The sequence below is a fragment of the Streptomyces sp. NPDC045998 genome, assembly GCF_056430285.1.
In genome coordinates this window covers 1-24,382 of the sequence record NZ_JBWKLJ010000011.1, presented here as the reverse complement: position 1 = coordinate 24,382, position 24,382 = coordinate 1, and the positions used below count along the sequence as shown (strand labels likewise).

The window sequence follows — 24,382 nt, the reverse complement described above, 5'->3', positions numbered from 1 at the left end:
GTCCGCCCGCCTACCGCGTCCGTCCGTACGCCTCCTGCATCCGTCCGTAACGCCTCCGACCTGCGCGTCCATGGCGCGGACGGGCGTGCGGCCCCGCCGCCGGGCCGGATTGTCAGTGGCGGGGTGCACGATGGTGGACATGGCCAGGACTGCGCTCGACTCCTTCTCCCCCGCGACCCGCGCCTGGTTCACGGGGGCCTTCAGCGCGCCCACCGCCGCGCAGGAGGGCGCGTGGCGGGCGATCGGCGCGGGCTCGGACGTGCTGGTGGTGGCGCCGACCGGTTCCGGCAAGACCCTGGCCGCGTTCCTCGCCGCGCTGGACCGGCTCACCGCCACCCCGCCGCCCGCGGACGCCAAGAAGCGCTGCCGGGTGCTGTACGTGTCGCCGCTCAAGGCGCTCGCGGTCGACGTCGAGCGCAATCTGCGCAGTCCGCTGACCGGCATCCGCCAGGAGGCGGTCCGGCTGGGGCTGCCCGAGCCGGAGGTGCGGGTCGGCATCCGCTCCGGTGACACCCCGGCCGCCGAACGGCGCTCGCTGGCCACCCGGCCGCCGGACATCCTGATCACCACGCCCGAGTCGCTGTTCCTGATGCTCACCTCCGCGACCCGGGACGCCCTGTCCGGCGTCGAGACGGTGATCCTCGACGAGGTCCACGCCGTCGCCGGTACGAAGCGGGGCGCGCACCTGGCCCTGTCCCTGGAGCGGCTGGACGAGCTGCTGCCGCGGCCGGCGCGCCGCATCGGCCTGTCGGCGACGGTGCGCCCGGTGGACGAGGTGGCCCGCTATCTGTCCCCGCAGCGGAAGGTGGAGATCGTCCAGCCGCCTTCCGGCAAGGAGTTCGACCTCTCCGTCGTCGTCCCGGTCGAGGACCTCGGCGAGCTCGGGGGCTCCCCCGCCACGGACACGGACCAGGCCGAGCGGCCGTCGATCTGGCCGCACGTCGAGGAGCGGATCGCCGACCTCGTACAGGCGCACCGCTCGACGATCGTCTTCGCCAACTCGCGTCGGCTGGCCGAGCGCCTGTGCAACCGGCTCAACGAGATCGCCTACGAGCGCGCCACCGGAGAGGCCCTCCCCGAGGACCGGTCACCGGCCGAGCTGATGGCCCAGTCGGGCGCGGCGCGGGGCGCCCCGCCGCTGCTGGCCCGGGCGCACCACGGGTCGGTCTCCAAGGAGCAGCGTGCCCTGGTCGAGGAGGACCTCAAGGCGGGCCGCCTGCCCGCCGTGGTCGCCACCTCCAGCCTGGAGCTGGGCATCGACATGGGCGCGGTGGACCTGGTGGTCCAGGTCGAGTCGCCGCCGTCCGTCGCCTCGGGCCTCCAGCGCGTGGGCCGGGCCGGGCACCAGGTGGGCGCGGTGTCGACCGGTGTCGTCTTCCCGAAGTACCGCGGTGACCTGGTGCAGGCGGCCGTGGTCACCGAGCGGATGCGCAGCGGCTCCATCGAGTCGATGCGCGTCCCGTCCAACCCGCTGGACGTGCTGGCGCAGCAGGTGGTCGCCATGGTCGCCCTGGACACCTGGCAGTTCGACGACCTGCTCGCGGTGGTGCGGCGCGCGGCGCCCTTCGCGTCCCTCCCGGAGTCGGCGTTCACGGCCGTCCTGGACATGCTCGCCGGCCGCTATCCCTCCGACGCGTTCGCCGAGCTGCGCCCGCGCGTGGTGTGGGACCGGATCGCCGGCACCATCACGGGCCGGCCGGGGGCGCAGCGCCTCGCGGTCACCTCGGGCGGCACGATCCCCGACCGGGGCCTGTTCGGGGTGTTCCTGGCGGGCGCCGACCCGAAGAAGGGCGGCGGCCGGGTCGGGGAGCTCGACGAGGAGATGGTGTACGAGTCGCGCGTGGGCGACGTGTTCACGCTCGGCACCTCCTCGTGGCGGATCGAGGACATCACGCGCGACCGGGTGCTGGTCTCCCCCGCCCCGGGCGTGCCGGGGCGGCTGCCGTTCTGGAAGGGCGACCAGCTGGGCCGGCCCCTGGAGCTGGGCCGCGCGGTGGGGGCCTTCCTCCGCGAGGTCGGCTCGCTGGAGCCGGACGACGCCCGGCTGCGCCTGGTGGCGGCGGGCCTGGACGCGTGGGCTGCGGACAACCTCCTGGCGTACCTGGACGAGCAGCGCCGCGCCTGCGGTCACGTCCCGGACGACCGCACCATCCTGGTGGAGCGGTTCCGCGACGAGCTGGGCGACTGGCGGGTGGTGGTCCACTCGCCGTTCGGCGCCCAGGTGCACGCCCCCTGGGCCCTGGCTCTCGGCGCCCGCCTCTCCGAGCGGTACGGCATGGACGCCCAGGTGATGCACGCGGACGACGGCATCGTGCTGCGGCTGCCCGACGCCGACCTGATGGGCCTGGACCTGCTCGACCCGGACCCGGCATCCACGCCCGCGCCCGGTCTGGAGTACGACAGCGAGCAGGCCCCGGTCGGCGCCGCCGACGTCGTCTTCGACAAGGCCGACGTCGGCCAGGTCGTCACCGACCAGGTGGGCGGCTCCGCGCTCTTCGCCTCCCGGTTCCGCGAGTGCGCGGCCCGCGCCCTGCTGCTGCCGCGCCGCAACCCCGGCAAGCGCACCCCCCTGTGGCAGCAGCGCCAGCGCGCGGCCCAGCTGCTCCAGGTGGCGAGCGAGTTCGGCTCGTTCCCGATCGTGCTGGAGGCCGTCCGCGAGTGCCTCCAGGACGTCTTCGACGTGCCGGGCCTCCAGGAGCTGATGGGCGACATCGAGTCGCGCCGCGTCCGCCTGGTCGAGGTCACCACCCCCGAGCCGTCCCCCTTCGCCCGCTCGCTCCTCTTCGGGTACGTCGCCCAGTTCCTGTACGAGGGCGACTCCCCGCTCGCCGAGCGGCGGGCGGCCGCCCTGTCCCTGGACTCCCGGCTGCTGGCCGAGCTGCTGGGCCAGGCGGAGCTGCGGGAGCTGCTCGACGCGGACGTCCTGACCGAGCTGGAGCGCGAGCTGCAGTGGCTCGCCGAGGACCGCCGCGTCAAGGACGTGGAGGGCGCCGCCGACGCCCTGCGCGTGCTCGGCCCGCTCACCGACGCCGAGCTGGCGGAGCGCGGCGCCGACCCGGCGTGGGCGCAGGACCTCGCCAGGACGCGCAGGGCGATCCGCGTCCGTATCGCCGGGGCCGATCACTGGGCGGCCGTCGAGGACGCGGGCCGGCTGCGCGACGCCCTGGGCACCGCGCTGCCGGTCGGCGTCCCGGAGGCGTTCACCGAGCCCGTGAAGGACCCGCTCGGCGACCTCCTCGCCCGGTACGCCCGCACGCACGGCCCGTTCACGTCCTCGCAGGCCGCCGCACGCTTCGGTCTGGGCGTCGCCGTCACCGACGGCGCGCTGCACCGCCTGGCCGCGAGCGGGCGGGTCGTCCAGGGCGAGTTCCACCCTTCCGGCATCGGCCAGGAGTGGTGCGACGCCGCCGTTCTGCGCCGCCTGCGCCGCCGCTCCCTGGCCGCCCTCCGCCACGAGCTGGAGCCGGTCCCGCCGGCCGCCCTGGCGACCTTCCTGCCCCAGTGGCAGCACCTCGGGAGCAGCAGCCTGCGCGGGATCGACGGGCTGGTCCGCGCCATCGAGCAGTTGCAGGGCGCCCCGGTCCCCGCGTCCGCGCTCGAAAAACTGATCCTGCCCTCCCGCGTGGCGCACTACGCGCCCACCCTCCTCGACGAGCTCACCACCACGGGCGAGGTCCTGTGGGCCGGGGCCGGGGCGCTGCCCGGCAAGGACGGCTGGGTCTCGCTCTACCTCGCCGACGCCGCCCCGCTCCTCCTGCCCCCACCCCACCCCCTGGAGCTCACGGCCCTCCACGAGTCGATCCTCACGGCGCTCTCCGGCGGCTACGGCCTGTTCTTCCGCCAGATCGCCGACCAGGTCCGCGCCACCACCCATCCCGACACCACCGATCCGCAGCTCGCCGACGCCTTGTGGGACCTGGCCTGGTCCGGCCGGCTCACCAACGACACCCTCGCGCCGCTGCGCGCCCTTCTCGGCTCGGGCCGTACGGCGGGCGCCACCGCCCACCGTGCCAAGCGCACCGTCCCGCGCGGCCGGTACGGCACCCTCACCGCGGCCGCCCGCCCGACCGGCCGTGCCGCCTCCCGTTCCGGCCCGCCGACCGTGAGCGGCCGCTGGTCACTGCTGCCGCCCGCCGAGCCGGACCCGACGCACCGCGCCCACGCCCTGGCCCGCACCCTGCTGGACCGGCACGGCGTGGTCACGCGCGGCGCCGTGGCCGCCGAAGGCGTGGAGGGCGGCTTCTCGGCGACGTACCGCGTCCTCTCGGCGTTCGAGGACAGTGGGCAGGCGCGCCGCGGCTATGTCGTCGAGGGCCTGGGCGCCGCCCAGTTCGCGATGGACGGCGCGGTCGACCGCCTCCGCGCGGCGGCGACCGCGCGCGACCGCGCCGAGCCCGGCGCCGCCCCGCGCGCGGTGGTCCTCGCCGCCGCCGACCCGGCCAACGCGTACGGCGCCGCCCTGTCCTGGCCCGAGCCCCCGACGGGCGCCGGGCACAAGCCGGGCCGCAAGGCGGGCTCCCTCGTCGTGCTCGTCGACGGCGAGCTCGCGCTCTACATGGAGCGCGGCGGCAAGAGCCTGCTGTCCTGGTCCACCGAGCCGGAGGACCCGGTCCTGCGGGCGGCGGCCGAGGCGCTGGCCGAGGCCGCCCGCGCGGGCGCCCTGGGCACCGTCACCGTGGAGCGGATCAACGGCACGGCGGCCCTGACGTCGCCGCTGTCCCGCGCCCTGGAGGCGGCCGGTTTCCACGCGACCCCGCGAGGCCTGCGGCTGCGCGCGTAGCAGCCGCGAGCGCACCGGCCGCCGGCACTGGCCCATCATGGAGACATGCCCGAAGGAGACACCGTCTGGCTGACCGCCCGTCGCCTGCACACCGCCCTCGCGGGCAGGCTCCTGACGCGCTCCGACCTCCGCGTCCCCAAGCTGGCCACCGCCGACCTGACCGGCCGTGAGGTCCTCGGCGTCACTCCGCGCGGCAAGCACCTGCTCACCCGCATCGAGGGCGGGCTGACCCTGCACTCCCATCTCCGGATGGACGGCTCATGGCGCGTCTTCGCGGCCGACGAGCGCTGGCGCGGCGGCCCCGCCCACCAGATCCGGGCCATCCTCGCCACCACGGCCCACACCGCCGTCGGCTACCGCCTGCCCGTCCTAGACCTCATCCGTACCAGCGACGAACACACCGTCGTAGGCCACCTGGGCCCCGATCTCCTCGGCCCGGACTGGGACTTCGAGGAAGCCGTACGCCGTGTGTGCGCCGACCCGGCGCGGCCTCTCGGCGAGGCGCTGCTGGACCAGCGGAACCTCGCCGGCATCGGCAATGTCTTCAAGTGCGAGCTCGCCTTCCTCGCCCGCGTCACCCCCTGGCTCCCCGTCGGCGACCTGCCGCCCGGCGTGCCCGAACGGCTCGTCGCCACCGCCCACCGCCTGCTGGAGGAGAACAAGGAGCGCGTCGAGCGCCGCACCATGCCGGGTTCACGCCCCGACCAGAAGGTGTACGTCTACGGCCGCAGGCACCAGCCCTGTTACCGCTGCGGCGCCCCGATCCGCTGGGACGACCGGCACGAGCGGATCTCGTACTGGTGCCCCGGATGCCAGAAGGGCCCCGGCCCCGAGGCCGCCGCCGGCAGGTGACGCCTTCTCGGCGCCGGAGCGCGTCACGCGCGCGAACGGCCCCACCGCACCGTCCTGGTGAACCTCAAGGCCCTGGACCCCTTGGAGGCCCTGCGCGTCGGCGGTGACGCGGCGTGCACCGGCAGGAGACTGAGCCCCCATCCGCCGGCCGCCACGGCACCCTCCACGACGCCCGCCTGACCCGGCGCCAGGGCAAGTCGCAGCACCGCCCAGCACCACAGTCCGCCCAGCACCAGCGCCAGCGTCACCCGCCCGGCCGTCACCAGCCGCGCGCCCACCCGCCGTTCGGGTATTGGGCGCCCGGGGCCCCGTTGTCCAGCCACCTGCAGTCCGCCCGCCGGTAGTCCAGCCGCCGCCGACCGCCGTTCGGGTATCGGCCGCGAGACCCGTCGCCGTACCATGGCCGCCTCCTCCGGTCGACGCTAGACCGGCCGGTCAACCGGCGGGAGGGGCGTACCGGTGCGCGCCTCCCGCGCGCACCCGGCAGCCCTCACGCGCTCCTCGCGCTCCGCCGGCGCCGTACCGCCTGTAACGCCCGTACCGCCACGCGCGCGTAATCCGGCTCCGCGCCGCTTACACACTGTCCGCCTGGCGGCTCTCGGCCTGGAACATCCACCCGTGCTTCTCGAGATCGGCGGTCAGCGCGATCAGCAGGTCCTGCGTCACCGGGTCCGGCTCGTCGGTCGCGGCGATGCGCTCCCGCATCCGTCCGACCACGGTGACGAGCGCGTCCACCATGATCTTCACCGCGTCGTCGTCCTTGATCCAGCCCGTCGGTACGTTCCCGATGGCGCTGCTCGAAGCGACCGACGAGGCTCGCCCGTCCGGGTTCACGCCCAGCGTCGAGGCACGCTCCGCCACGATGTCGGCGTGCTGGCGCGCGGTGGCCACGACCTCGTCGAGCTGGAGGTGAATGGAGCGGAACCGCGGTCCGACAACGTTCCAGTGCACCTGCTTGGCCACCAGGGACAGGTCCACCACGTCCACCAGCGCCCCCTGCAGGGCTTCGCCGACCACCTTGAGGTCGGCGTCGGGCAGAGAGCTCTTCACGACAGTCATTCCGAATCCTCCGTTCGAGCGCGCGGCTGTAGGCCCACACGCCTTGTCCACCATGACACATATGACCTGAAACGGGCATTCGGAGTAAACGAAAGCCCCGGTCGGCACTCGGGTACCCGACCGGGGCTCAGCTCAAAACGCTAGCTCGCTCTCAACACGAGCGCGCGCTCAGGCGGCGACGACGTCCACCGCCTCGGCGGGCGCCTTGATGGTCACCCGCTCCGTCGGCACGCCCGCCACCGACGTCACGGACACAGAGTTGAGCATGGGACGCACTGGTGCCGGCACCGGCTCACTCGCCGCTGCCGATTCCGCCAGCTCCGCCAGCGAGAGCTCGTCGCTCACCTCTCGCATGAGCTCGGACATCCGTACGTCAAGCGCGTCGCAAATCGCGGAGAGCAGCTCGGAGGAAGCCTCCTTCTGCCCCCGCTCCACCTCGGAGAGATAGCCGAGCGAGACTCGGGCGGACGAGGAGACTTCGCGCAGAGTACGGCCCTGGCGTTGGCGCTGCCGACGCAGCACGTCACCCAGCAGGCGACGGAGCAGAATCATCGGTGGCTCCCTCCTCGGACCGCGTAGCCGCATCCTTCACGCCCCACCGTACCGCCTCGCGCTGCGGCCGTGCGGGGAGCGATGTCGTGTTCACTCAGGGCTGCAAACATCAATTCCCCCCGTTCTGTTCCGTATCCTGTGCCCGCGCATTCTCCGAGAGTTCGTTCGCGAGCAGCTCCAGCACGCTCCGTACACTCTCTTTACGGATTTCCGCACGGTCGCCGTTCAATCTCAGGGCGACGACTTTCCCCGCTCCGAGTGGCCCGTCGGGCGGTCCGCAAACCGCCACGAACACCGTGCCGACCGGCTGCCCGTCCTGCGGTTCGGGCCCCGCGACACCCGTCGTCGCGACCCCCCAGACGGCACCCAGCCGGGCCCGTACACCCGCCGCCATCTGCAGTGCCACGTCCGGGTCGACCGCCCCGCGCTCCGCCAGAAGGGTGCCGTCGACGCCCAGCAGCTCGCGCTTGAGCGCCGTCGCGTACGCCGTGACGGAGCCGCGGAAGGAGCGGGAGGCGCCCGGTACGGAGGTGAGCTCGGCGGCCACCAGGCCGCCGGTGAGGGACTCGGCCACGGCGAGCGTCTGGTTACGCTCCGCGAGCAGCGCCAGCGCCCGCGCCGCGAGGGCCGCCTCGTCCGCAGCCGCCGGCGTCGCGACGGCGGCCCCGGCCGGACCCGGCGAAGTCGCCGCGGCGCCCGCCGCCGAACCTGCCGAAGTCGTCGCGGGCGTCATCGGCCCGGCTCCGATCCGCTCTCCGCCCCCGCTCCCGCTCCCGAAACCGTTCCCGCGTCCCCGGAAGCCGTCCCCGCGCCACCCGGCGCCGCGTCTCCCGCAGCCGACCCGGCCGCCGTCCCCGCGTCCGGAGCCACCCCGGCCGCCGCCGCGGCGGCGGCCTGCCGGGCCGCCGCGCGCTCCGCCGCGAGGCCGCGGCGCCGCAGCACCACGGCCTGCCGCACGTAGTCGAGGCCGGTCACCACGGTCAGGACGACGGCCAGTGCCATCACCCACCACCGCAGCGTGGCCAGCGGCCCGGTGAGCATGAGCACGTACATCCCGACCGCCGTGCCCTGCGCCAGCGTCTTCATCTTGCCGCCGCGGCTCGCCGGGATGACGCCGTGCCGGATCACCCAGAAGCGCATCAGCGTGATGCCCAGCTCGCGGAAGAGGATGACGCCGGTCACCCACCACGGCAGGTCGCCCAGCGCCGACAGGCACAGCAGACCGGCCGCCATGATCGCCTTGTCGGCGATCGGGTCCGCGATCTTCCCGAAGTCCGTGACCAGGTTGTAGGCCCGGGCCAGGTGGCCGTCGAAGATGTCCGTGATCATGGCGACGGCGAACGCCGCCCATGCCCAGGCGCGCCAGGCCGGGTCGTACCCGCCGTCCTGGAGCATCAGCACCACGAACGCCGGTACGAGCACCAGCCGCACCATGGTCAGGATGTTCGCGATGTTCCAGAGGCTGGCCTGGTTGACGGCCGCAGCGCCCAGCTTGCCGCCGGGCGGCGTCGGCCTGCCCGTACCGCCCGCGGCGGATGCCGGGACTCCGGTCATCTGCCCGCCTCCTCGAAGAGACACTCGGCGATGAGGTCGACGCCCTCCGTGCCCACGACCTTCGCCGTGACCATGCGGCCGGGCACCAGCCCCTCGGTCGTCGTGAAGACGACCTGGCCGTCCGTCTCGGGCGCCTGGTGCGGACCCCGCCCCACGGCACCGTCACCGTCCGGCGAGGCGTCCACCGACTCGACCAGTACCTCCATGGTCTCGCCGATCCGCTCCTCCGCGCGCTGCGCGGTGAGCTCCTCCGCGAGCCGCGACAGATGGGCGAGCCGCTCGTCGACGACGTCCTGGTCGAGCTTGTCCTCGTACGTGGCGGCCTCGGTGCCGTCCTCGTCGGAGTATCCGAAGACGCCGATGGCGTCGAGGCGGGCGTGCGTGAGGAAGCGTTCCAGCTCCGCGAAGTCCTCCTCGGTCTCGCCGGGGAAGCCCACGATGAAGTTCGAGCGCACGCCGGCCTGCGGCGCCTTGGAGCGGATGGTGTCCAGCAGCTCCAGGAACCGGTCGGTGTCGCCGAAGCGGCGCATGGCGCGCAGCACGGCCGGCGCCGAGTGCTGGAAGGACAGGTCGAAGTACGGGGCGACCTTCTCGGTCGAGGTCAGCACGTCGATGAGCCCCGGGCGCATCTCGGCGGGCTGGAGGTAGCTGACGCGTACGCGCTCGATCCCGTCGACCGCCGCCAGCTCCGGCAGCAGGGTCTCCAGGAGGCGGATGTCGCCGAGGTCCTTGCCGTACGAGGTGTTGTTCTCGGAGACCAGCATGATCTCCTTCACGCCCTGCTCCGCCAGCCAGCGGGTCTCGCCGAGCACGTCGCTCGGCCGCCGCGAGACGAAGGAGCCGCGGAAGGAGGGGATGGCGCAGAACGAGCAGCGCCGGTCGCAGCCGGAGGCGAGCTTCACCGAGGCGACGGGGCTGGAGTCGAGGCGGCGCCGCAGCGGGGCGCGCGGCCCGGACGCGGGTGCGACGCCCTCGGGCAGGTCCTCGGGGGCGGCCGCGGGGGCCTCCGCGGCGCCGTGCCCGGGCAGGGCGACGTCGGCGGCGGCCTGCTGGCGCTCCACGGGGGACAGCGGCAGCAGCTTGCGCCGGTCGCGCGGGGTGTGGGCCTCGACGCTGCCACCGCTCAGGATGGTCTGGAGGCGCCCGGAGATGTCGGCGTAGTCGTCGAAGCCGAGCACGCCGTCGGCCTCGGGCAGCGCCTCGGCGAGCTCCTTGCCGTACCGCTCGGCCATGCAGCCGACCGCGACGACGGCCTGGGTCCTGCCGTGGTCCTTCAGATCGTTGGCTTCCAGCAGGGCGTCGACGGAGTCCTTCTTGGCGGCCTCGACGAACCCACACGTGTTGACGACCGCGACGTCCGCGTCGGCGGCGTCCTCGACGAGCTCCCAGCCGTCCGCTGCCAAGCGGCCTGCGAGCTCCTCCGAGTCCACCTCGTTACGGGCGCAGCCAAGAGTGACAAGGGCGACGGTACGGCGTTCGGGCATGGACTCAAGACTACTTCGTCCCAGCCATGCCCCCGCCGCTCAGGGGTCACCCGCCCGCGCCCGGGGCCCTCCGGTCAACGGAACCGGGGGTCACCGGTCCCCCGGGTCACCCGGTGATCACCGGGTGACCACCCGGCGGTCAGCCGACCTGGGGGTCACCCTTCGTGTACGACAGCCGCTCGACCTGCCCGGTCTCGAACTGGTCCTCGACCTTCTTCCCGTTCACGAACAGCTCGATCGCCCCGGCGTTGCCCAGGATGAGGTCGATCTTCTCGTCGTCCTGGAAGGTCTTGGAGTCGCCCTTGAGGAGGAGCCCGTCGAAGAGCAGCTTGCCGTCGCTCGCCTTCGCGGAGATCCAGCTCTTGTCGTCGGTCGCGGTGAGCTTGACCGTCACCTTGTCCTTGGGGACGGCCGCGATCGCGCTCTCGGACGGCGCGGGCGGCGGTACCGCCGGCTTGGGCGGCTGCGGCTTCGGGGTGGCCTTCTGCGCCGGGGCCGGTCCCTCGGCCACCTGCGTGCGGCGGGAGTCGCCGTCGTTCCCGTTGACCATGGTGAAGCCGACGAAACCGATCACGACGACGATGGCCGCGACCATGGCGGCGGTCCAGTTCGGGCGGCGGCGCTCCGGGCGGATGCGCTCGGCCTCGAAGAGCGGCGCCGCGGGCGTCGGCGACGGGCGGCCGCCGTGCTCCGCGTCGTACTGCTCCACCAGTCGAGCGGGATCGAGTCCCACGGCGCGCGCGAGCGTGCGGATGTGCCCTCGGGCGTACACGTGGCCGCCGCACCGCGAGAAGTCGTCCTCCTCGATGGCGTGCACGATGGGGATGCGCACGCGCGTAGAGGTGCTGACCTCTTCCACGGTCAGGCCCGCGTCGATCCGTGCCTGCTGGAGCGCACGGCCGATCGAGGGGCGGTCCTCCGCTTCCGTATCCGAGGGGACAGAAGCGTCGGAAACGGTCGAAGGGGGTGAAGGCCGGTCGTCTTCGGGGGAGTTGCCGATGGACACGAGGGCGCCTTTCGAGCGTGTAACCACCTGCTGGAGGTTCAGTCTATGGGTGGTACGAAAGGGTTAAGCAACCGGGCGGACGCACTTTGTACGCCATCGGAATGGCCGTGCGTCCGAGGGGCGGGGCGGGGGGCGGGACGGGCAGCAGACCCATTGTCCGCCCCTCCCTCCAACTTGACGTACGACGCGGGGAAACGGTTGCTCACGATCCCCTTACGAGTGAGACTCGGAGAAGCGTCGGAGGGCGCCCCGCGCCGATTCCCTTACGTCTCGGACTCCCCACGGATCACCGCGAGTACTCCATCCAGCTCATCCGGCTTGACGAGCACGTCGCGCGCCTTGGAGCCCTCGCTCGGGCCCACGATGTTGCGCGACTCCATCAGGTCCATCAGCCGGCCCGCCTTGGCGAAGCCGACGCGCAGCTTGCGCTGGAGCATGGAGGTGGAGCCGAACTGCGTGGTGACGACCAGTTCGGCGGCCTGGCACAGCAGGTCGAGGTCGTCGCCGATGTCCTCGTCGATCTCCTTCTTCTGCTTCGTACCGACCGTGACGTCGTCCCGGAAGACGGGTGCCATCTGCTCCTTGCAGTGCCGGACGACCGCCTGGACCTCGTCCTCGGTCACGAAGGCGCCCTGCATGCGGACCGGCTTGTTCGCGCCCATCGGCAGGAAGAGCCCGTCGCCCTTGCCGATGAGCTTCTCGGCCCCGGGCTGGTCGAGGATGACCCGGCTGTCGGCGAGCGAGGAGGTGGCGAAGGCGAGCCGTGACGGCACGTTGGCCTTGATGAGGCCGGTGACGACGTCCACCGAGGGCCGCTGGGTGGCGAGCACCAGGTGGATGCCGGCGGCGCGGGCCAGCTGGGTGATGCGGACGATGGCGTCCTCGACGTCCCGCGGCGCGACCATCATCAGGTCGGCGAGCTCGTCGACGATGACCAGCAGGTACGGGTACGGCTGGAGCTCGCGCTCGCTCCCCTCCGGCTGCTTGACCTTCCCGGCCCGTACGGCGGCGTTGAAGTCGTCGATGTGCCGGAAGCCGTACGCGGCCAGGTCGTCGTAGCGCAGGTCCATCTCGCGCACGACCCACTGGAGCGCCTCGGCCGCCCGCTTGGGGTTGGTGATGATGGGCGTGATGAGGTGCGGGATGCCCTCGTACGCCGTCAGTTCGACGCGCTTGGGGTCGACCAGCACCATCCGGACGTCCTCGGGGGTCGCCCTTATCATCACGGACGTGATCAGGCAGTTGATGCACGACGACTTGCCGGATCCGGTCGCTCCCGCGACGAGCACGTGCGGCATCGTCGCCAGGTTGGCCATCACGTAGCCGCCCTCGACGTCCTTGCCGAGCGCGACCAGCATCGGGTGGTCGTCCCCGGCGGCGTCCGCGAGCCGCAGCACGTCACCGACCTTGACCATCTCGCGGTCGGTGTTCGGGATCTCGATGCCGACGGCGGACTTGCCGGGGATCGGCGAGATGATCCGGACGTCGGGGCTGGCGACGGCGTACGCGATGTTCTTCGTCAGCGCCGTGATCCGCTCGACCTTCACCGCCGGGCCGAGCTCCACCTCGTACCGCGTGACCGTCGGGCCGCGGGTGAAGCCGGTGACGGCCGCGTCGACCTTGAACTCGGAGAAGACGTTCGTGAGCGAGGCGACGATCGCGTCGTTGGCGGCGCTGCGCGTCTTGCCGGGCCCGCCGCGCTCCAGCAGGTCGAGCGAGGGCAGGACGTACGTGATGTCCCCGGCGAGCTGCAGCTGCTCGGCGCGCGGCGGCAGGGACTCCGTCTCGTCGCGCACCGGCGCGGGCTTGGTCAGGTCCGGTACGAGGCCGCCGGGCGCCCCGGCGCCCCGCGCGGACGGTACGGACCCGGTGCCTCCGGCCCCGCCGGCTCCCCCGGCTGCCGCGGCCCCGGTGCGCGCCGTACGCCCGGAACCGCCGGAACGCCCGTCGGCCGTCCGCTCCCGGTCGGCCGCCACGTCCCGCGTCAGGTCGGCGACGACCGGCGAGGGCGGCATGCCGTTCAGCACGGCCCCGTCCAGCGCGGCGGCGGCCGCCGCGGCGATGTCGACCGCGTCCCTGGGCCGGTCGAAGTCGGGCTCGGGGGCGGCGGACGCCTGCTTGCGCGGCCGCCTGCGCCGGGTGAGCGCCTCCTCCTCGGCCTGCTCCGGGTCGTACGGGCCCGCGGCCCCGGCTCCGGCGGCCCGGCGCCGCGGCCGGGCGGGCAGCGCCTCGCGCCACTGGTCGTCGTACCGCTCGTCGTCCTCGCCCCACTCCGGCTCCTGCGGCGCGACGAGCCCGAGCCGGACGCCGAGGGCCCGCAGCCGCTGCGGGATGGCGTACACGGGCGTCGCCGTGACGACGAGCAGTCCGAAGACGGTGAGCAGCACCAGCATCGGTACGGCGAGGACCTCGCCCATCATGAAGACGAGCGGCTTGGACGCGCCCCAGCCGATCAGGCCGCCCGCGTCCCGCACCGCCTCGCTGCCCTGGTCCCGGCCCGGCGAGCCGCACGCGATGTGCACCTGCCCGAGGACGCCGACGACGAGGGCGGACAGGCCGATGACGATGCGCCCGTTCGCCTCGGGCTTCTCCGGGTGCAGGATCAGCCGGACGGCGATGGCGCCGATCAGCAGCGGTACGAGCAGGTCGAGTCGGCCGAACGTGCCGGTGACCAGCATCTCGACGAGGTCGCCGACCGGACCGCGCAGGCTGGCCCAGGTGCCGGCGGCGACGATCAGCGCGATGCCGAGGAGGAGCAGCGCCAGTCCGTCCTTGCGGTGCGCCGGGTCGAGTCCCTTGGCGCCACGTCCTATGCCGCGCAGCATCGCGCCGACGGCGTGGGCGAGCCCGAGCCAGAGGGCGCGTACGAGCCGGTACACACCCGCGGTGGGAGACGGCGCCGCCTTCGGTGCGCCCTTGGCGCCCCCTGCGGCCTTCCTCGCGCCGGCCGCCTTCTTGGCGGGCGCCTTCTTCGCGGGACCCTTCCGGGCGGCGGGCGCGGACTTCTTGGCGGGGGGCTTCGCGGGCGCCGCCTTCTTCGCGGCGCCGGCGACGCGAGCGGTGCCGCCCGCCGTACGGCCGGCGGCGCGCGGCTTCGCGGTGCCCGCCGTGCCTGGGGAACCCTTGCCGGACGTACGTGAGGCCATGGGGGTGAGGTTACCGGGGTGAAGCACCGTCGACACGTGTGCCTACAGCTTCACCCGTTCGTGTCGCCCGTACGGTCATCGGAAACTGACGGCCGCTCACCGAGGCGCGCTGCCCCGAAGGGGAGCTGGTGCGTCATCCCTGGGCGGGAAGGCTCGGCGAGCCGCCGCCGCTGCCCGGCTCCAGGGCGTCCAGCGCCCGGCGCAGCCCGGTGAGTTTGCGCTCCAGGTGCGCGGCGGTGGCGACGGCGGCGGCGTCCGCCGACTCGTCGTCGAGCTGCTTGGAGAGCGCCTCGGCCTGCTCCTCGACGGCGGCGAGCCGCGCGGACAGCTCGGCGAGCAGGCCGGCTGACTCGCGGGCCGCGCCGTCCTGGGCCCCCTGGCCGCCTTCGAGCTGGAGCCGCAGCAGCGCGGCTTGTTCGCGCAGCTGACAGTTCTTCATGTACAGCTCGACGAAGACGGAGACCTTGGCGCGCAGCACCCAGGGGTCGAACGGCTTGGAGATGTAGTCCACGGCGCCCGCCGCGTAACCCCGGAAGGTGTGGTGCGGGCCGTGGTTGATCGCGGTCAGGAAGATGATCGGGATGTCCCGTGTCCGTTCCCGACGCTTGATGTGCGCGGCGGTCTCGAAGCCGTCCATTCCCGGCATCTGGACGTCCAGGAGAATGACCGCGAAGTCGTCCGTCAGCAGCGCCTTGAGCGCTTCCTCCCCTGACGATGCCCGGACCAGCGTCTGATCGAGCGCAGAGAGGATGGCCTCCAGCGCCAGCAGATTCTCCGGTCGGTCATCGACCAGGAGGATCTTGGCCTTCTGCACCATGGCCCGTCCTCCTCGCCCCGGCAGTTGGCCGGGCGCCGCCCCAGGGGACGACTCCCTTGCGCCGTCCGTCCTTGTGCCGGTCATGGTAGCCGCACCCCGCCTGTCGCCACACCCTGTCACCGCGATGTCACTGTGCACGTAGCGGAAACGCGGTGGGAGACCAGAAGGTTCCCCGTACGCCGCCCTCTCACACGCTTTCGACCACAGTCAGTCAACAACTCGCCGTCATTCGTGCGGCCTCCGATCACTCTCCGCGCATCCACTGCTCCATAACCGAGAGAAGATGGTCCGGATCCACCGGCTTCGTAACGTAGTCGGAAGCACCGGACTCGATGGCCTTCTCCCGGTCGCCCTTCATCGCCTTCGCCGTCAGCGCGATGATCGGCAGCCCGGCGAACTGCGGCATCCGCCGGATCGCCGTCGTCGTCGCGTACCCGTCCATCTCGGGCATCATGATGTCCATCAGGACGACGGTCACGTCGTCGTGCTGCTCCAGGACCTCGATGCCCTCCCGGCCGTTCTCCGCGTACAGCACCGCCAGGCCGTGCTGCTCCAGCACGCTGGTGAGGGCGAAGACGTTGCGGATGTCGTCGTCGACGATCAGCACCTTCTCGCCGCTGAACTCGAAGCGGCGGCCCGGCTCGAACGCCTCCTGACCGGCGCCCGCCCACTCCGCGGCACCAGGGGCGCCGTTGGCTCCCGAGGCCGTGGACGCGCTCGTTCCGCCGGCGCCCGCCGGAGCCGGACCCTCCTGCGCCGACGGGTCCGACTGACCCGGCTGGCCGGGCAGCGCGGCCCGCTGGTCGGCCCGGCCCAGGGCCCTGCGCCGGTGCCGGAACAGCGCCCCGGAGCCACCGGCCCGCCCCTCGTCGGCCGACAGCCCACCGGCGCCTTCGGGGCCCATGCCGTCGAGCTCACCGGACTCCGCGCCCGGGACCTGGTGCCCGTAACCGTGCGGCGGCAGGCCGTTGGGGTGCAGCGGCAGGTACAGCGTGAAGGTCGAGCCGCGGCCCGGCTCGCTCGCCGCGTGGATCTCGCCGCCCAGCAGCCGCGCGATCTCCCGGCTGATCGACAGGCCCAGGCCCGTACCGCCGTACTTGCGGCTCGTCGTCCCGTCCGCCTGCTTGAACGCCTCGAAGATCACCCGCATCTTGCTGGCCGCGATGCCGATCCCGGTGTCGGTCACCGAGAACGCGATCAGGTCGGCGCCCGGCTCGGTCAGCGAACCCGACTCCAGCAGCTGCTCCCGGATCGACTGCGGCACGTCCGACTTGGCCGGGCGGATCACCAGCTCCACCGCCCCGCTGTCGGTGAACTTCACGGCGTTCGACAGCAGGTTGCGCAGCACCTGCAGCAGCCGCTGCTCGTCGGTGTGCAGCGTGGCGGGCAGCTCCGGCGAGACCCGTACGGAGAAGTCCAGGCCCTTCTCGGCGGTCAGCGGCCGGAAGGTGGCCTCGACGTAGTCGACGAGCTGGACCAGCGCGATACGGGTCGGGCTGACGTCCATCTTGCCCGCCTCGACCTTCGACAGGTCGAGGATGTCGTTGATCAGCTGCAGCAGGTCCGAACCGGCGCCGTGGATGGTCTCGGCGAACTCGACCTGCTTGGGCGACAGGTTCCCCTCGGCGTTGTCCGCGAGCAGCTTGGCGAGGATGAGCAGCGAGTTCAGCGGCGTACGCAGCTCGTGCGACATGTTCGCCAGGAACTCGGACTTGTAGCGCATGGAGACCGCGAGCTGCTCGGCCCGCTCCTCCAGCACCTGCCGCGCCTCCTCGATCTCGGTGTTCTTCACCTCGATGTCGCGGTTCTGCTGCGCCAGCAGCTCCGCCTTCTCCTCCAGCTCGGCGTTGGAGTCCTGCAGCGCCTTCTGCCGGCTCTCCAGCTCCGCCGAACGCTCGCGCAGCTGCTCCGTCAGCTCCTGCGACTGCTTCAGCAGCACCTCGGTCTTGGTGTTGACGCTGATGGTGTTGACGCTCGTCGCGATCATCTCGGCGAGCTGGTTGAGGAAGTCGCGCTGGATCTGGGTGAAGGGCTGGAACGACGCCAGCTCGATCACCCCGAGGACCTTCCCCTCGAAGACCACCGGCAGCACGATCACGTACGCCGGAGACGCCTCCCCGAGGCCCGAGGAGATCTTCAGGTAGCCCGGCGGCACGTTGACCTGGATCGTCCGCTTCTCCTCGGCCGCCGTGCCGATCAGCGTCTCGCCGGGCCGGAAGGTCGTGGGCATCGACCCGGCCGAGTAGCCGTAGCTGCCCCGCATGACGAGCTCGTACGAACCGTCCTCGTCGGCCCCGATCTCGTTGCCGCCGCCCGTGGGCATCGCCAGGAAGAACGCGCCGTGCTGCGCCGAGACGACCGGCGTCAGCTCGCTCATGATCAGCGAGGCCACGTCGTCGAGGTCGCGGCGGCCCTGCATGAGACCGGAGATACGGGCCAGGTTGCCCTTGAGCCAGTCCTGCTCCTCGTTGGCGAGGGTGGTGTCGCGCAGGTTGGCGATCATCGTGTTGATGTTGTCCTGGAGGACCTGGATCTCGCCCGCCGCGTCCACGTCGATCTTCAGGTTCAGGTCGCCGCGGGTCACCGCCGTGGCGACGGCCGCGATGGCGCGCACCTGCCGGGTGAGGTTCCCGGCCATCTCGTTCACCGACTCGGTCAGGTCGCGCCAGGTGCCGTCGACGTCCCGTACGCGCGCCTGGCCGCCGAGGATGCCCTCCGTGCCCACCTCGCGGGCCACCCGCGTGACCTCCTCGGCGAACGACGACAGCTGGTCGACCATCGTGTTGATGGTGTTCTTCAGCTCCAGGATCTCGCCGCGGGCGTCGATGTCGATCTTCTTGGTGAGGTCGCCCTTGGCGATGGCGGTGGTGACGGCGGCGATCTGGCGCACCTGGCCGGTCAGGTTGGACGCCATCGAGTTCACCGACTCGGTCAGGTCCTTCCACGTCCCCGAGACGCCCGGCACCCGGGCCTGGCCGCCCAGTTCGCCCTCCGTACCCACCTCGCGCGCCACCCGCGTCACCTCGTCCGCGAACGACGACAGCGTGGTCACCATCGTGTTGACGGTGTTCGCGAGCTCGGCGACCTCGCCGCGCGCCTCGACCGTCACCTTCTTGGTCAGATCGCCGTTGGCGACGGCCGACGACACCCGCGAGATGTTCCGCACCTGCGAGGTGAGGTTGTTGGCCATCACGTTGACGTTGTCGCTGAGGTCCTTCCAGATGCCGGTGACGCCCCGCACCCGGGCCTGACCGCCGAGGATGCCCTCCGTACCCACCTCGCGGGCCACCCGCGTGACCTCGTCCGCGAAGTTGGAGAGCTGGTCCACCATCGTGTTGACGGTCGTGACCAGGTCGAGGATCTCCCCGCGCGCGTCGACGGTGATCTTCTTCGACAGGTCGCCCTTCGCGACCGCCGTCGTCACCTCGGCGATGTTGCGCACCTGCGACGTCAGGTTGTTCGCCATCGAGTTGACGGACTGGGTCAGGTCCTTCCAGGTGCCGGAGACACCCTGCACCTCGGCCTGACCGCCCAGGATGCCCTCCGTGCCCACCTCGCGGGCCACCCGGGTCACCTGCTCCGCGAAGTTGGAGAGCTGGTCGACCATCGTGTTGAGGGTGTTCTTGAGCTCCAGGATCTCGCCGCGCGCGTCCACATCGATCTTCTGCGACAGGTCACCACGCGCCACCGCGGTCGCGACCTGCGCGATGTTACGGACCTGGGCGGTGAGGTTCCCGGCCATGCTGTTGACGGAGTCCGTGAGGTCGCGCCACACGCCCGCGACGCCCGGCACCTGCGCCTGTCCGCCGAGGCGGCCGTCGGTGCCCACCTCGCGGGCCACCCGGGTCACCTGCTCCGCGAACGCGGAGAGCTGGTCGACCATCGTGTTGATGGTGTTCTTCAGCTCCAGGATCTCGCCGCGCGCGTCCACGTCGATCTTCTGCGACAGGTCACCACGCGCCACGGCCGTCGTCACCTGCGCGATCTGCCGCACCTGCGACGTCAGGTTCCCGGCCATGAAGTTGACGGAGTCCGTGAGCTCCTTCCACGTCCCCGAGACGCCGTCGACGCGCGCCTGGCCGCCGAGCCGGCCCTCCGTGCCCACGTCCCGGGCCATCCGCGTCACCTGGTCGGCGAACGACGACAGCTGCGCCACCATCGTGTTGACGGTGTTCTTCAACTCCAGCATCTCGCCCGCGACATCGACGGTGACCTTCTGCGTCAGATCGCCGTTCGCCACCGCCGTCGTCACCTGCGCGATGTCCCGCACCTGACCGGTGAGGTTGCGGAACGCCGTGTTGACGGAGTCCGTCAGGTCCTTCCAGGTCCCGGCGGCCCCCGGCACATGGGCCTGACCGCCGAGCCGGCCCTCGACGCCCACCTCGCGGGCCACCCGGGTCACTTCGGAACCGAACGCCGACAGCTGGTCCACCATCGTGTTGACGGTGTTCTTCAACTCCAGCATCTCGCCGGCCACATCGACGGTGACCTTCTGCGACAGGTCGCCGTTCGCCACCGCCGTCGTCACCTGCGCGATGTCCCGTACCTGGGTGGTCAGATTGCGGAAGACGGTGTTGACGGAGTCCGTCAGGTCCTTCCACGTGCCCGCCGCGCCCGGCACCTGCGCCTGACCGCCGAGCAGCCCCTCGGCACCGACCTCGCTCGCCACCCGGGTCACCTCGTCGGCGAACGTCCGCAGCGTCTCGGTCATCTGGTTGATCGTGTCGGCGAGCTGCGCCACCTCACCGCGTGCGCTCACCGTCACCTTCTGCGACAGGTCACCGTTGGCGACGGCGGTCGTCACCTCGGCGATGCCCCGCACCTGCGAGGTCAGGTTCCCCGCCATCGTGTTGACGGAGTCGGTCAGGTCCTTCCACACACCGGCCACACCCGGCACCTCGGCCTGCCCGCCGAGCTCACCCTCCGTACCGACCTCACGCGCGACCCGCGTGACCTCGGACGAGAACGACGACAGCTGGTCCACCATCGTGTTCACGGTGTTCTTCAGCTGGAGCATCTCGCCGGCCACGTGCACGGTGACCTTCCGCGACAGATCGCCCTTGGCGACCGCCGTCGTCACCAGCGCGATGTCCCGCACCTGGGCCGTGAGCCGGTACGCCATGGTGTTCACCGAGTCCTGCAGGTCCTTCCAGGACCCGGACATCCCGCGCACCTGCGCCTGCCCGCCGAGCTTCCCCTCGGTGCCGACCTCCAGCGCGACCCGGGTCACCTCGTCGGTGAACGCCGACAGCTGGTCGACCAGGTTGTTGACCGTACGGGCGACCTTGAGGAACTCCCCGCGCAGCGGCCGCACGGTCCCGTCCAGCCCCTCCGAGCGCAGCTCCATCCGCTGCTCCAGGTCACCCTCGGCGACCGCGGAGAGCACCCGTCCGACCTCCGACACCGGCCGCGTCAGATCGTCCACCAGGGCGTTCGCCGCCTCGATGGCCTGCGCCCACGCGCCCTCGCTGGCCCCGACCTCCAGGCGCTCGGACAGCTTGCCCTCGCGCCCGACCATGCGCCGCACCCGCTGCAGCTCGCCGGTCAGATGCAGCTTCCGGTCGGCGACCTCGTTGAAGACGGCGGCGATCTCCGCCATCATGCCGTCGCCCGTCACCGTCAGGCGCTTGCGGAAGTTGCCGTCCCGCATCGACGCCAGTGCCGTGAGCAGCCGCTCCAGGGCGGCGGCGTCCACCTCGACCGTCCCACTGCTCCGGGACCGCCCGCCCTTCGTGCGCGTGCTGCCGCCCCGCGCCGTCACGCCAGACTCCACCGTGTCCCTCCCGCAGGGGTTGACCGTACCGCTCGGCAATACTGCCCGGGCGTTGCTCCTCCGGCTGTTACTGGGAGCCTTCCCAGTGTTTCACCACGACCGATCGAGGCCATAACAGTTCGGCAGCTTCGCATAACGTCCCCGCCCTCGGGGGACGGAAACGGTGGTGACCACCATCCGCCCGGACAGCGAAGGTAAGTAACCTGGCATGCGGCTGTCCAACCGCCCCGGTCCGCCCGGCGGGGGCGGTGCGGCACAGTAGGACCACCGGGCACCGGGGAGGGGCAGAGCCGCATCATGGCTGAGCCGGGCGTCGAGACGCGTACGAGGAGTTCTGTGATCACCGCTCGGGCGGCTGCCACCTTCGAACCTGTGGGGAGGTCCGTCGCAACCGCGCGGGCCTTCGTCCGGGACACCCTCCAGGGCTGGGGATACACCGATGTCGTGGACGACGCCGTCGTCCTGACCAGCGAACTCGTCACCAATGCGATCGTCCACGCCGGCACCGCCGCCGACGTCCTGTGCCTGCGCACGGAGCAGGGCATCCGCGTCGAGGTCGCCGACCGCTACCCGGAGCGCGAGGTCCCCCTCCAGGGCACCGGCCGCTACGACCTGAACCCGGACAGTGAGAACGGCCGCGGGCTGCTGCTGTGTGCCGCCCTCGCCTCCCGCTGGGGCGTCGATTACTCCCCCACCCAGAAGCAGGTCTGGTTCCAGCTGGACCTGCCCGAGCGGCCCGTGGGCACCCGCTCCGCCGGCCCGGCCCTCCCCACCGACCTGCTCCCGGTCGCGGACGAACGGGTCCGCGTCGCCGTCGTACAGATCGACCGCAAGGGCGCCATCGCCGCCTGGAACGAAGACGCCGAGCACCTCTTCGGGTACGCCGCCGACCAGGTCGTCGGCAAACCGCTCGGCGACCTCGCCGCCTGGCCCCACACCCCCGGCATCGGCACCGGCCTCGTTGAGGCCCTGCGGCTGTCCCGCTGGGAGGGCAGCTACGGAGTCCGCGGCGCCGACGGGCGCGTGATCCCCGTGTACGCCTCCCATCTGCGGGTCCGCGACACCCAGGGCGAGCCCTCCACCGTCTGCCTCCTCGTGCGCGACTACGAACGGGCCGTGCTCCAGTCGCCGCCCCGCACCCCCGTCGACTCCAACAACGAGGGCCGCAGCTCCGACCCCTTCGAGGTCTTCATCGGCTCCCCCGCCCCCGACGACCTCGACGGCCTGCTCCAGCGCACCGTGGAGCGCGCCCGCGACATGCTCGACGGCGACGCCGCCTTCCTGCTGCTGGCCACCGACGACGAGACCGAGCTGGAGGTACGCGCCACCACGGGCCTTCCCTCCGCCCGCCAGCGCTTCGCCCGCGTCCCCGTCGAGTCCGGTACCGGCCGCTACTCCTCGGCCCGCATGCCCGCCGTCCACGAGGACCTCGCCGCCGTCCCCGGCGCCGTACCGCTCCTCAACGGCACCGGCATGCGCTCGGTCGTCACCGTCCCGCTCAAGGTCGAGGGCCGCCTGACCGGCTCCCTGGGCGTCGCCGCCGAGGCCTCCGGCCGCTACTCGAACGAGGAGGCGCTGCGCCTCCAGTTCGCCGCCGACCGCATCGCCCTGGCCGTCGAGTCGGCCCGCCTCGGCGAGCTCGAACGCCTCCGCCGCGGCTCCCTCAGCTTCCTCGTCGAGGCCTCCGACCTACTCGCCGGCACCCTGGACCGGGACCAGACCCTGGCCCTGATGGCCCAGATGACCGTTCCGACCCTGGCCACCTGGTGCGCCGTCTACACGATCGCGGACCAGTCCTCGGACCCGTACCTCTCCTACGTCCTCCACGAGGACGAGGACCGCATCGACGGCCTCAAAGCCCTCCTCTCCAAGATCCCCCCGCCGGAGCCCGTCCCGTCGCCCGGCGCCCGCGTGTGGTCCGCCCCCTCCGAGGCCGCCCACCAGGCCGCCCTGCGCACCTCCATGCGCGAGATCGGTTACGGCTCCGCGCCCCTGTCCTCCGGCATCGGTACGACGCTGGCGACAGCCGCGGCGGTCGGCGGCGAGACGGTGGTCCTGCCCCTGGTCGCCCGCAACCGCGTGATCGGCATGCTCACTCTGGGCAAGCCCTCCGACGACCATTTCCGCCAGGAGATCCTGGAGCTCGCCGAGGACCTCTCCCGCCGGGCCGCCCTCGCCCTCGACAACGCCCGCCTGTACTCGGAGCGCACGGCGATCAGCCAGTCCCTCCAGCGCAGCCTGCTGCCCCCGGGCCTCCCCCAGGTGCCGGGCGTCGAGGTCGACGTCATCTACCGCGCGGCCGGCGAGGGCAACGAGGTCGGCGGCGACTTCTACGACCTCTTCCCGATCCGGGACAACGCGTACGGCTTCGCCATCGGCGACGTCTGCGGTACGGGCCCGGAGGCCGCGGCCGTCACGGGCCTGGCCCGCCACGCCCTGCGCCTGCTGGCCCGCGAGGGCTTCGGCGGCCCGGCGGTCCTGGAGCGCCTGAACGCCGCGATCCTCGACGAGGGCGCCCGCAGTCGCTTCCTGACGCTGCTCTACGGCGAGCTGTGGCCCCAGGAGGACGGCAGCGCCCTCCTCAAGGTCGTCTGCGCCGGCCACCCCCTCCCGCTGCGCCTGCGCCAGGACGGCACCGTCGAACCGGCCGCCGACCCGCAGCCGCTCCTCGGCGTCATGGAGGACCTGGAGCTGTACGAGCAGACCGTCACGCTCGACCCGGGCGACGTCCTGCTGTGCGTGACGGACGGTGTCACCGAGCGCCGCGAGGGCTCCCGCATGCTCGGCGACGACGGCCTGATGGACGTCCTCCGCACCTGTACGGGCCTGACGGCCGGCGCGGTCACCGCCCGCGTGATGCGCGCGGTCGAACGCTTCGCCGCGGAACCGGCCTCCGACGACATGGCGATCCTCGCGATGCGCGTCCCGGAGCCGCACACGGACTGACCCGTGGCGGCAACGCCGAACACGAAGAAGGCCCCCCGCCACATGGCGGGGGGCCTTCTCTGTTCAGAGCCCCCAAACGGAATCGAACCGTTGACCTTCTCCTTACCATGGAGACGCTCTGCCGACTGAGCTATAGGGGCCGGCTTGTCGCTTCGGGGTTTTCCCCGCCGCAACGAGAGAAAGCATACCCCGAACGAGCGGATTCGCATAACCGGCCTGAGGCACGCGAGTCGCCAACTGCCCGAGGCGGCAACCGTCCTGACGCACTCTCGGACGACCCCTTGGACGGGCTCAGAACGCAGAAAAGCCCCGCACCAAAAGGTGCGGGGCTTTCCCCAAAAATTGTTCGGCGGCGTCCTACTCTCCCACAGGGTCCCCCCTGCAGTACCATCGGCGCTGAAAGGCTTAGCTTC

The 24,382-nt window shown here is 72.2% G+C and carries 13 protein-coding genes, 1 tRNA gene and 1 rRNA gene; 3 read left to right on the top strand and 12 right to left on the bottom strand.

What is annotated here, in order from left to right; all coding sequences use genetic code 11:
* Nucleotides 1-139: 139 nt before the first annotated feature.
* Nucleotides 140-4,780: an ATP-dependent helicase gene (locus AC07FJ_RS28590; protein ID WP_479052146.1), complete on the top strand. Its 4,641-nt coding sequence runs from the start codon at nucleotides 140-142 to the stop codon at nucleotides 4,778-4,780.
* A gap of 45 nt (nucleotides 4,781-4,825) precedes the next feature.
* Nucleotides 4,826-5,632 (top strand): Fpg/Nei family DNA glycosylase, encoded by an 807-nt coding sequence (locus tag AC07FJ_RS28585; RefSeq protein ID WP_479052145.1) that lies wholly within the window; start codon nucleotides 4,826-4,828, stop codon nucleotides 5,630-5,632.
* A 23-nt stretch (nucleotides 5,633-5,655) separates the two neighbouring features.
* On the opposite strand, the gene AC07FJ_RS28580 is transcribed toward AC07FJ_RS28585, so the two are convergent.
* The 10 genes from AC07FJ_RS28580 to AC07FJ_RS28535 form a co-directional block, all read right to left on the bottom strand.
* Nucleotides 5,656-5,898 (bottom strand): hypothetical protein, encoded by a 243-nt coding sequence (locus AC07FJ_RS28580; protein WP_479052281.1) that lies wholly within the window; start codon nucleotides 5,896-5,898, stop codon nucleotides 5,656-5,658.
* A 307-nt stretch (nucleotides 5,899-6,205) separates the two neighbouring features.
* Complete coding sequence (locus tag AC07FJ_RS28575) at nucleotides 6,206-6,691, bottom strand: Dps family protein (protein ID WP_361426864.1); 486 nt, start codon at nucleotides 6,689-6,691, stop codon at nucleotides 6,206-6,208.
* A 168-nt stretch (nucleotides 6,692-6,859) separates the two neighbouring features.
* Nucleotides 6,860-7,243 (bottom strand): helix-turn-helix domain-containing protein, encoded by a 384-nt coding sequence (locus AC07FJ_RS28570; protein ID WP_019889909.1) that lies wholly within the window; start codon nucleotides 7,241-7,243, stop codon nucleotides 6,860-6,862.
* A gap of 109 nt (nucleotides 7,244-7,352) precedes the next feature.
* On the bottom strand, nucleotides 7,353-7,976 hold the full coding sequence (locus AC07FJ_RS28565; protein WP_479052144.1) for a CinA family protein: 624 nt from the start codon (nucleotides 7,974-7,976) through the stop codon (nucleotides 7,353-7,355).
* Nucleotides 7,973-8,797, bottom strand: a complete 825-nt coding sequence (gene pgsA / locus AC07FJ_RS28560) for a CDP-diacylglycerol--glycerol-3-phosphate 3-phosphatidyltransferase (RefSeq protein WP_479052143.1) — start codon at nucleotides 8,795-8,797, stop codon at nucleotides 7,973-7,975. The genes AC07FJ_RS28565 and pgsA overlap by 4 nt, the downstream gene beginning before the upstream one ends.
* Nucleotides 8,794-10,281 carry a 30S ribosomal protein S12 methylthiotransferase RimO gene (gene rimO, locus AC07FJ_RS28555; protein WP_479052142.1) on the bottom strand — a complete coding sequence of 496 codons (1,488 nt, stop codon included), beginning with the start codon at nucleotides 10,279-10,281 and terminating at the stop codon, nucleotides 8,794-8,796. Before rimO ends, pgsA begins: the two co-directional genes overlap by 4 nt.
* A gap of 139 nt (nucleotides 10,282-10,420) precedes the next feature.
* Nucleotides 10,421-11,287, bottom strand: a complete 867-nt coding sequence (locus AC07FJ_RS28550; protein WP_361429864.1) for a helix-turn-helix domain-containing protein — start codon at nucleotides 11,285-11,287, stop codon at nucleotides 10,421-10,423.
* A 263-nt stretch (nucleotides 11,288-11,550) separates the two neighbouring features.
* A complete protein-coding gene (locus tag AC07FJ_RS28545; protein WP_479052141.1) occupies nucleotides 11,551-14,433 on the bottom strand; it encodes a DNA translocase FtsK in 2,883 nt (960 codons plus the stop codon).
* 133 nt (nucleotides 14,434-14,566) lie between these two features.
* Nucleotides 14,567-15,250 (bottom strand): response regulator, encoded by a 684-nt coding sequence (locus tag AC07FJ_RS28540; protein WP_355356686.1) that lies wholly within the window; start codon nucleotides 15,248-15,250, stop codon nucleotides 14,567-14,569.
* Nucleotides 15,251-15,494: 244 nt separating this feature from the next.
* A complete protein-coding gene (locus tag AC07FJ_RS28535; protein WP_479052140.1) occupies nucleotides 15,495-21,023 on the bottom strand; it encodes a HAMP domain-containing protein in 5,529 nt (1,842 codons plus the stop codon).
* Between the two features lie 297 nt (nucleotides 21,024-21,320).
* Between AC07FJ_RS28535 and AC07FJ_RS28530 the strand changes: the two genes are divergently transcribed.
* Nucleotides 21,321-23,969 (top strand): SpoIIE family protein phosphatase, encoded by a 2,649-nt coding sequence (locus AC07FJ_RS28530; RefSeq protein ID WP_479052139.1) that lies wholly within the window; start codon nucleotides 21,321-21,323, stop codon nucleotides 23,967-23,969.
* A gap of 67 nt (nucleotides 23,970-24,036) precedes the next feature.
* Here AC07FJ_RS28530 and AC07FJ_RS28525 read toward each other — a convergent pair.
* Nucleotides 24,037-24,109 (bottom strand) — tRNA-Thr (locus AC07FJ_RS28525).
* A 204-nt stretch (nucleotides 24,110-24,313) separates the two neighbouring features.
* A 5S ribosomal RNA gene (gene rrf, locus AC07FJ_RS28520) occupies nucleotides 24,314-24,382 on the bottom strand; the annotation flags it as partial.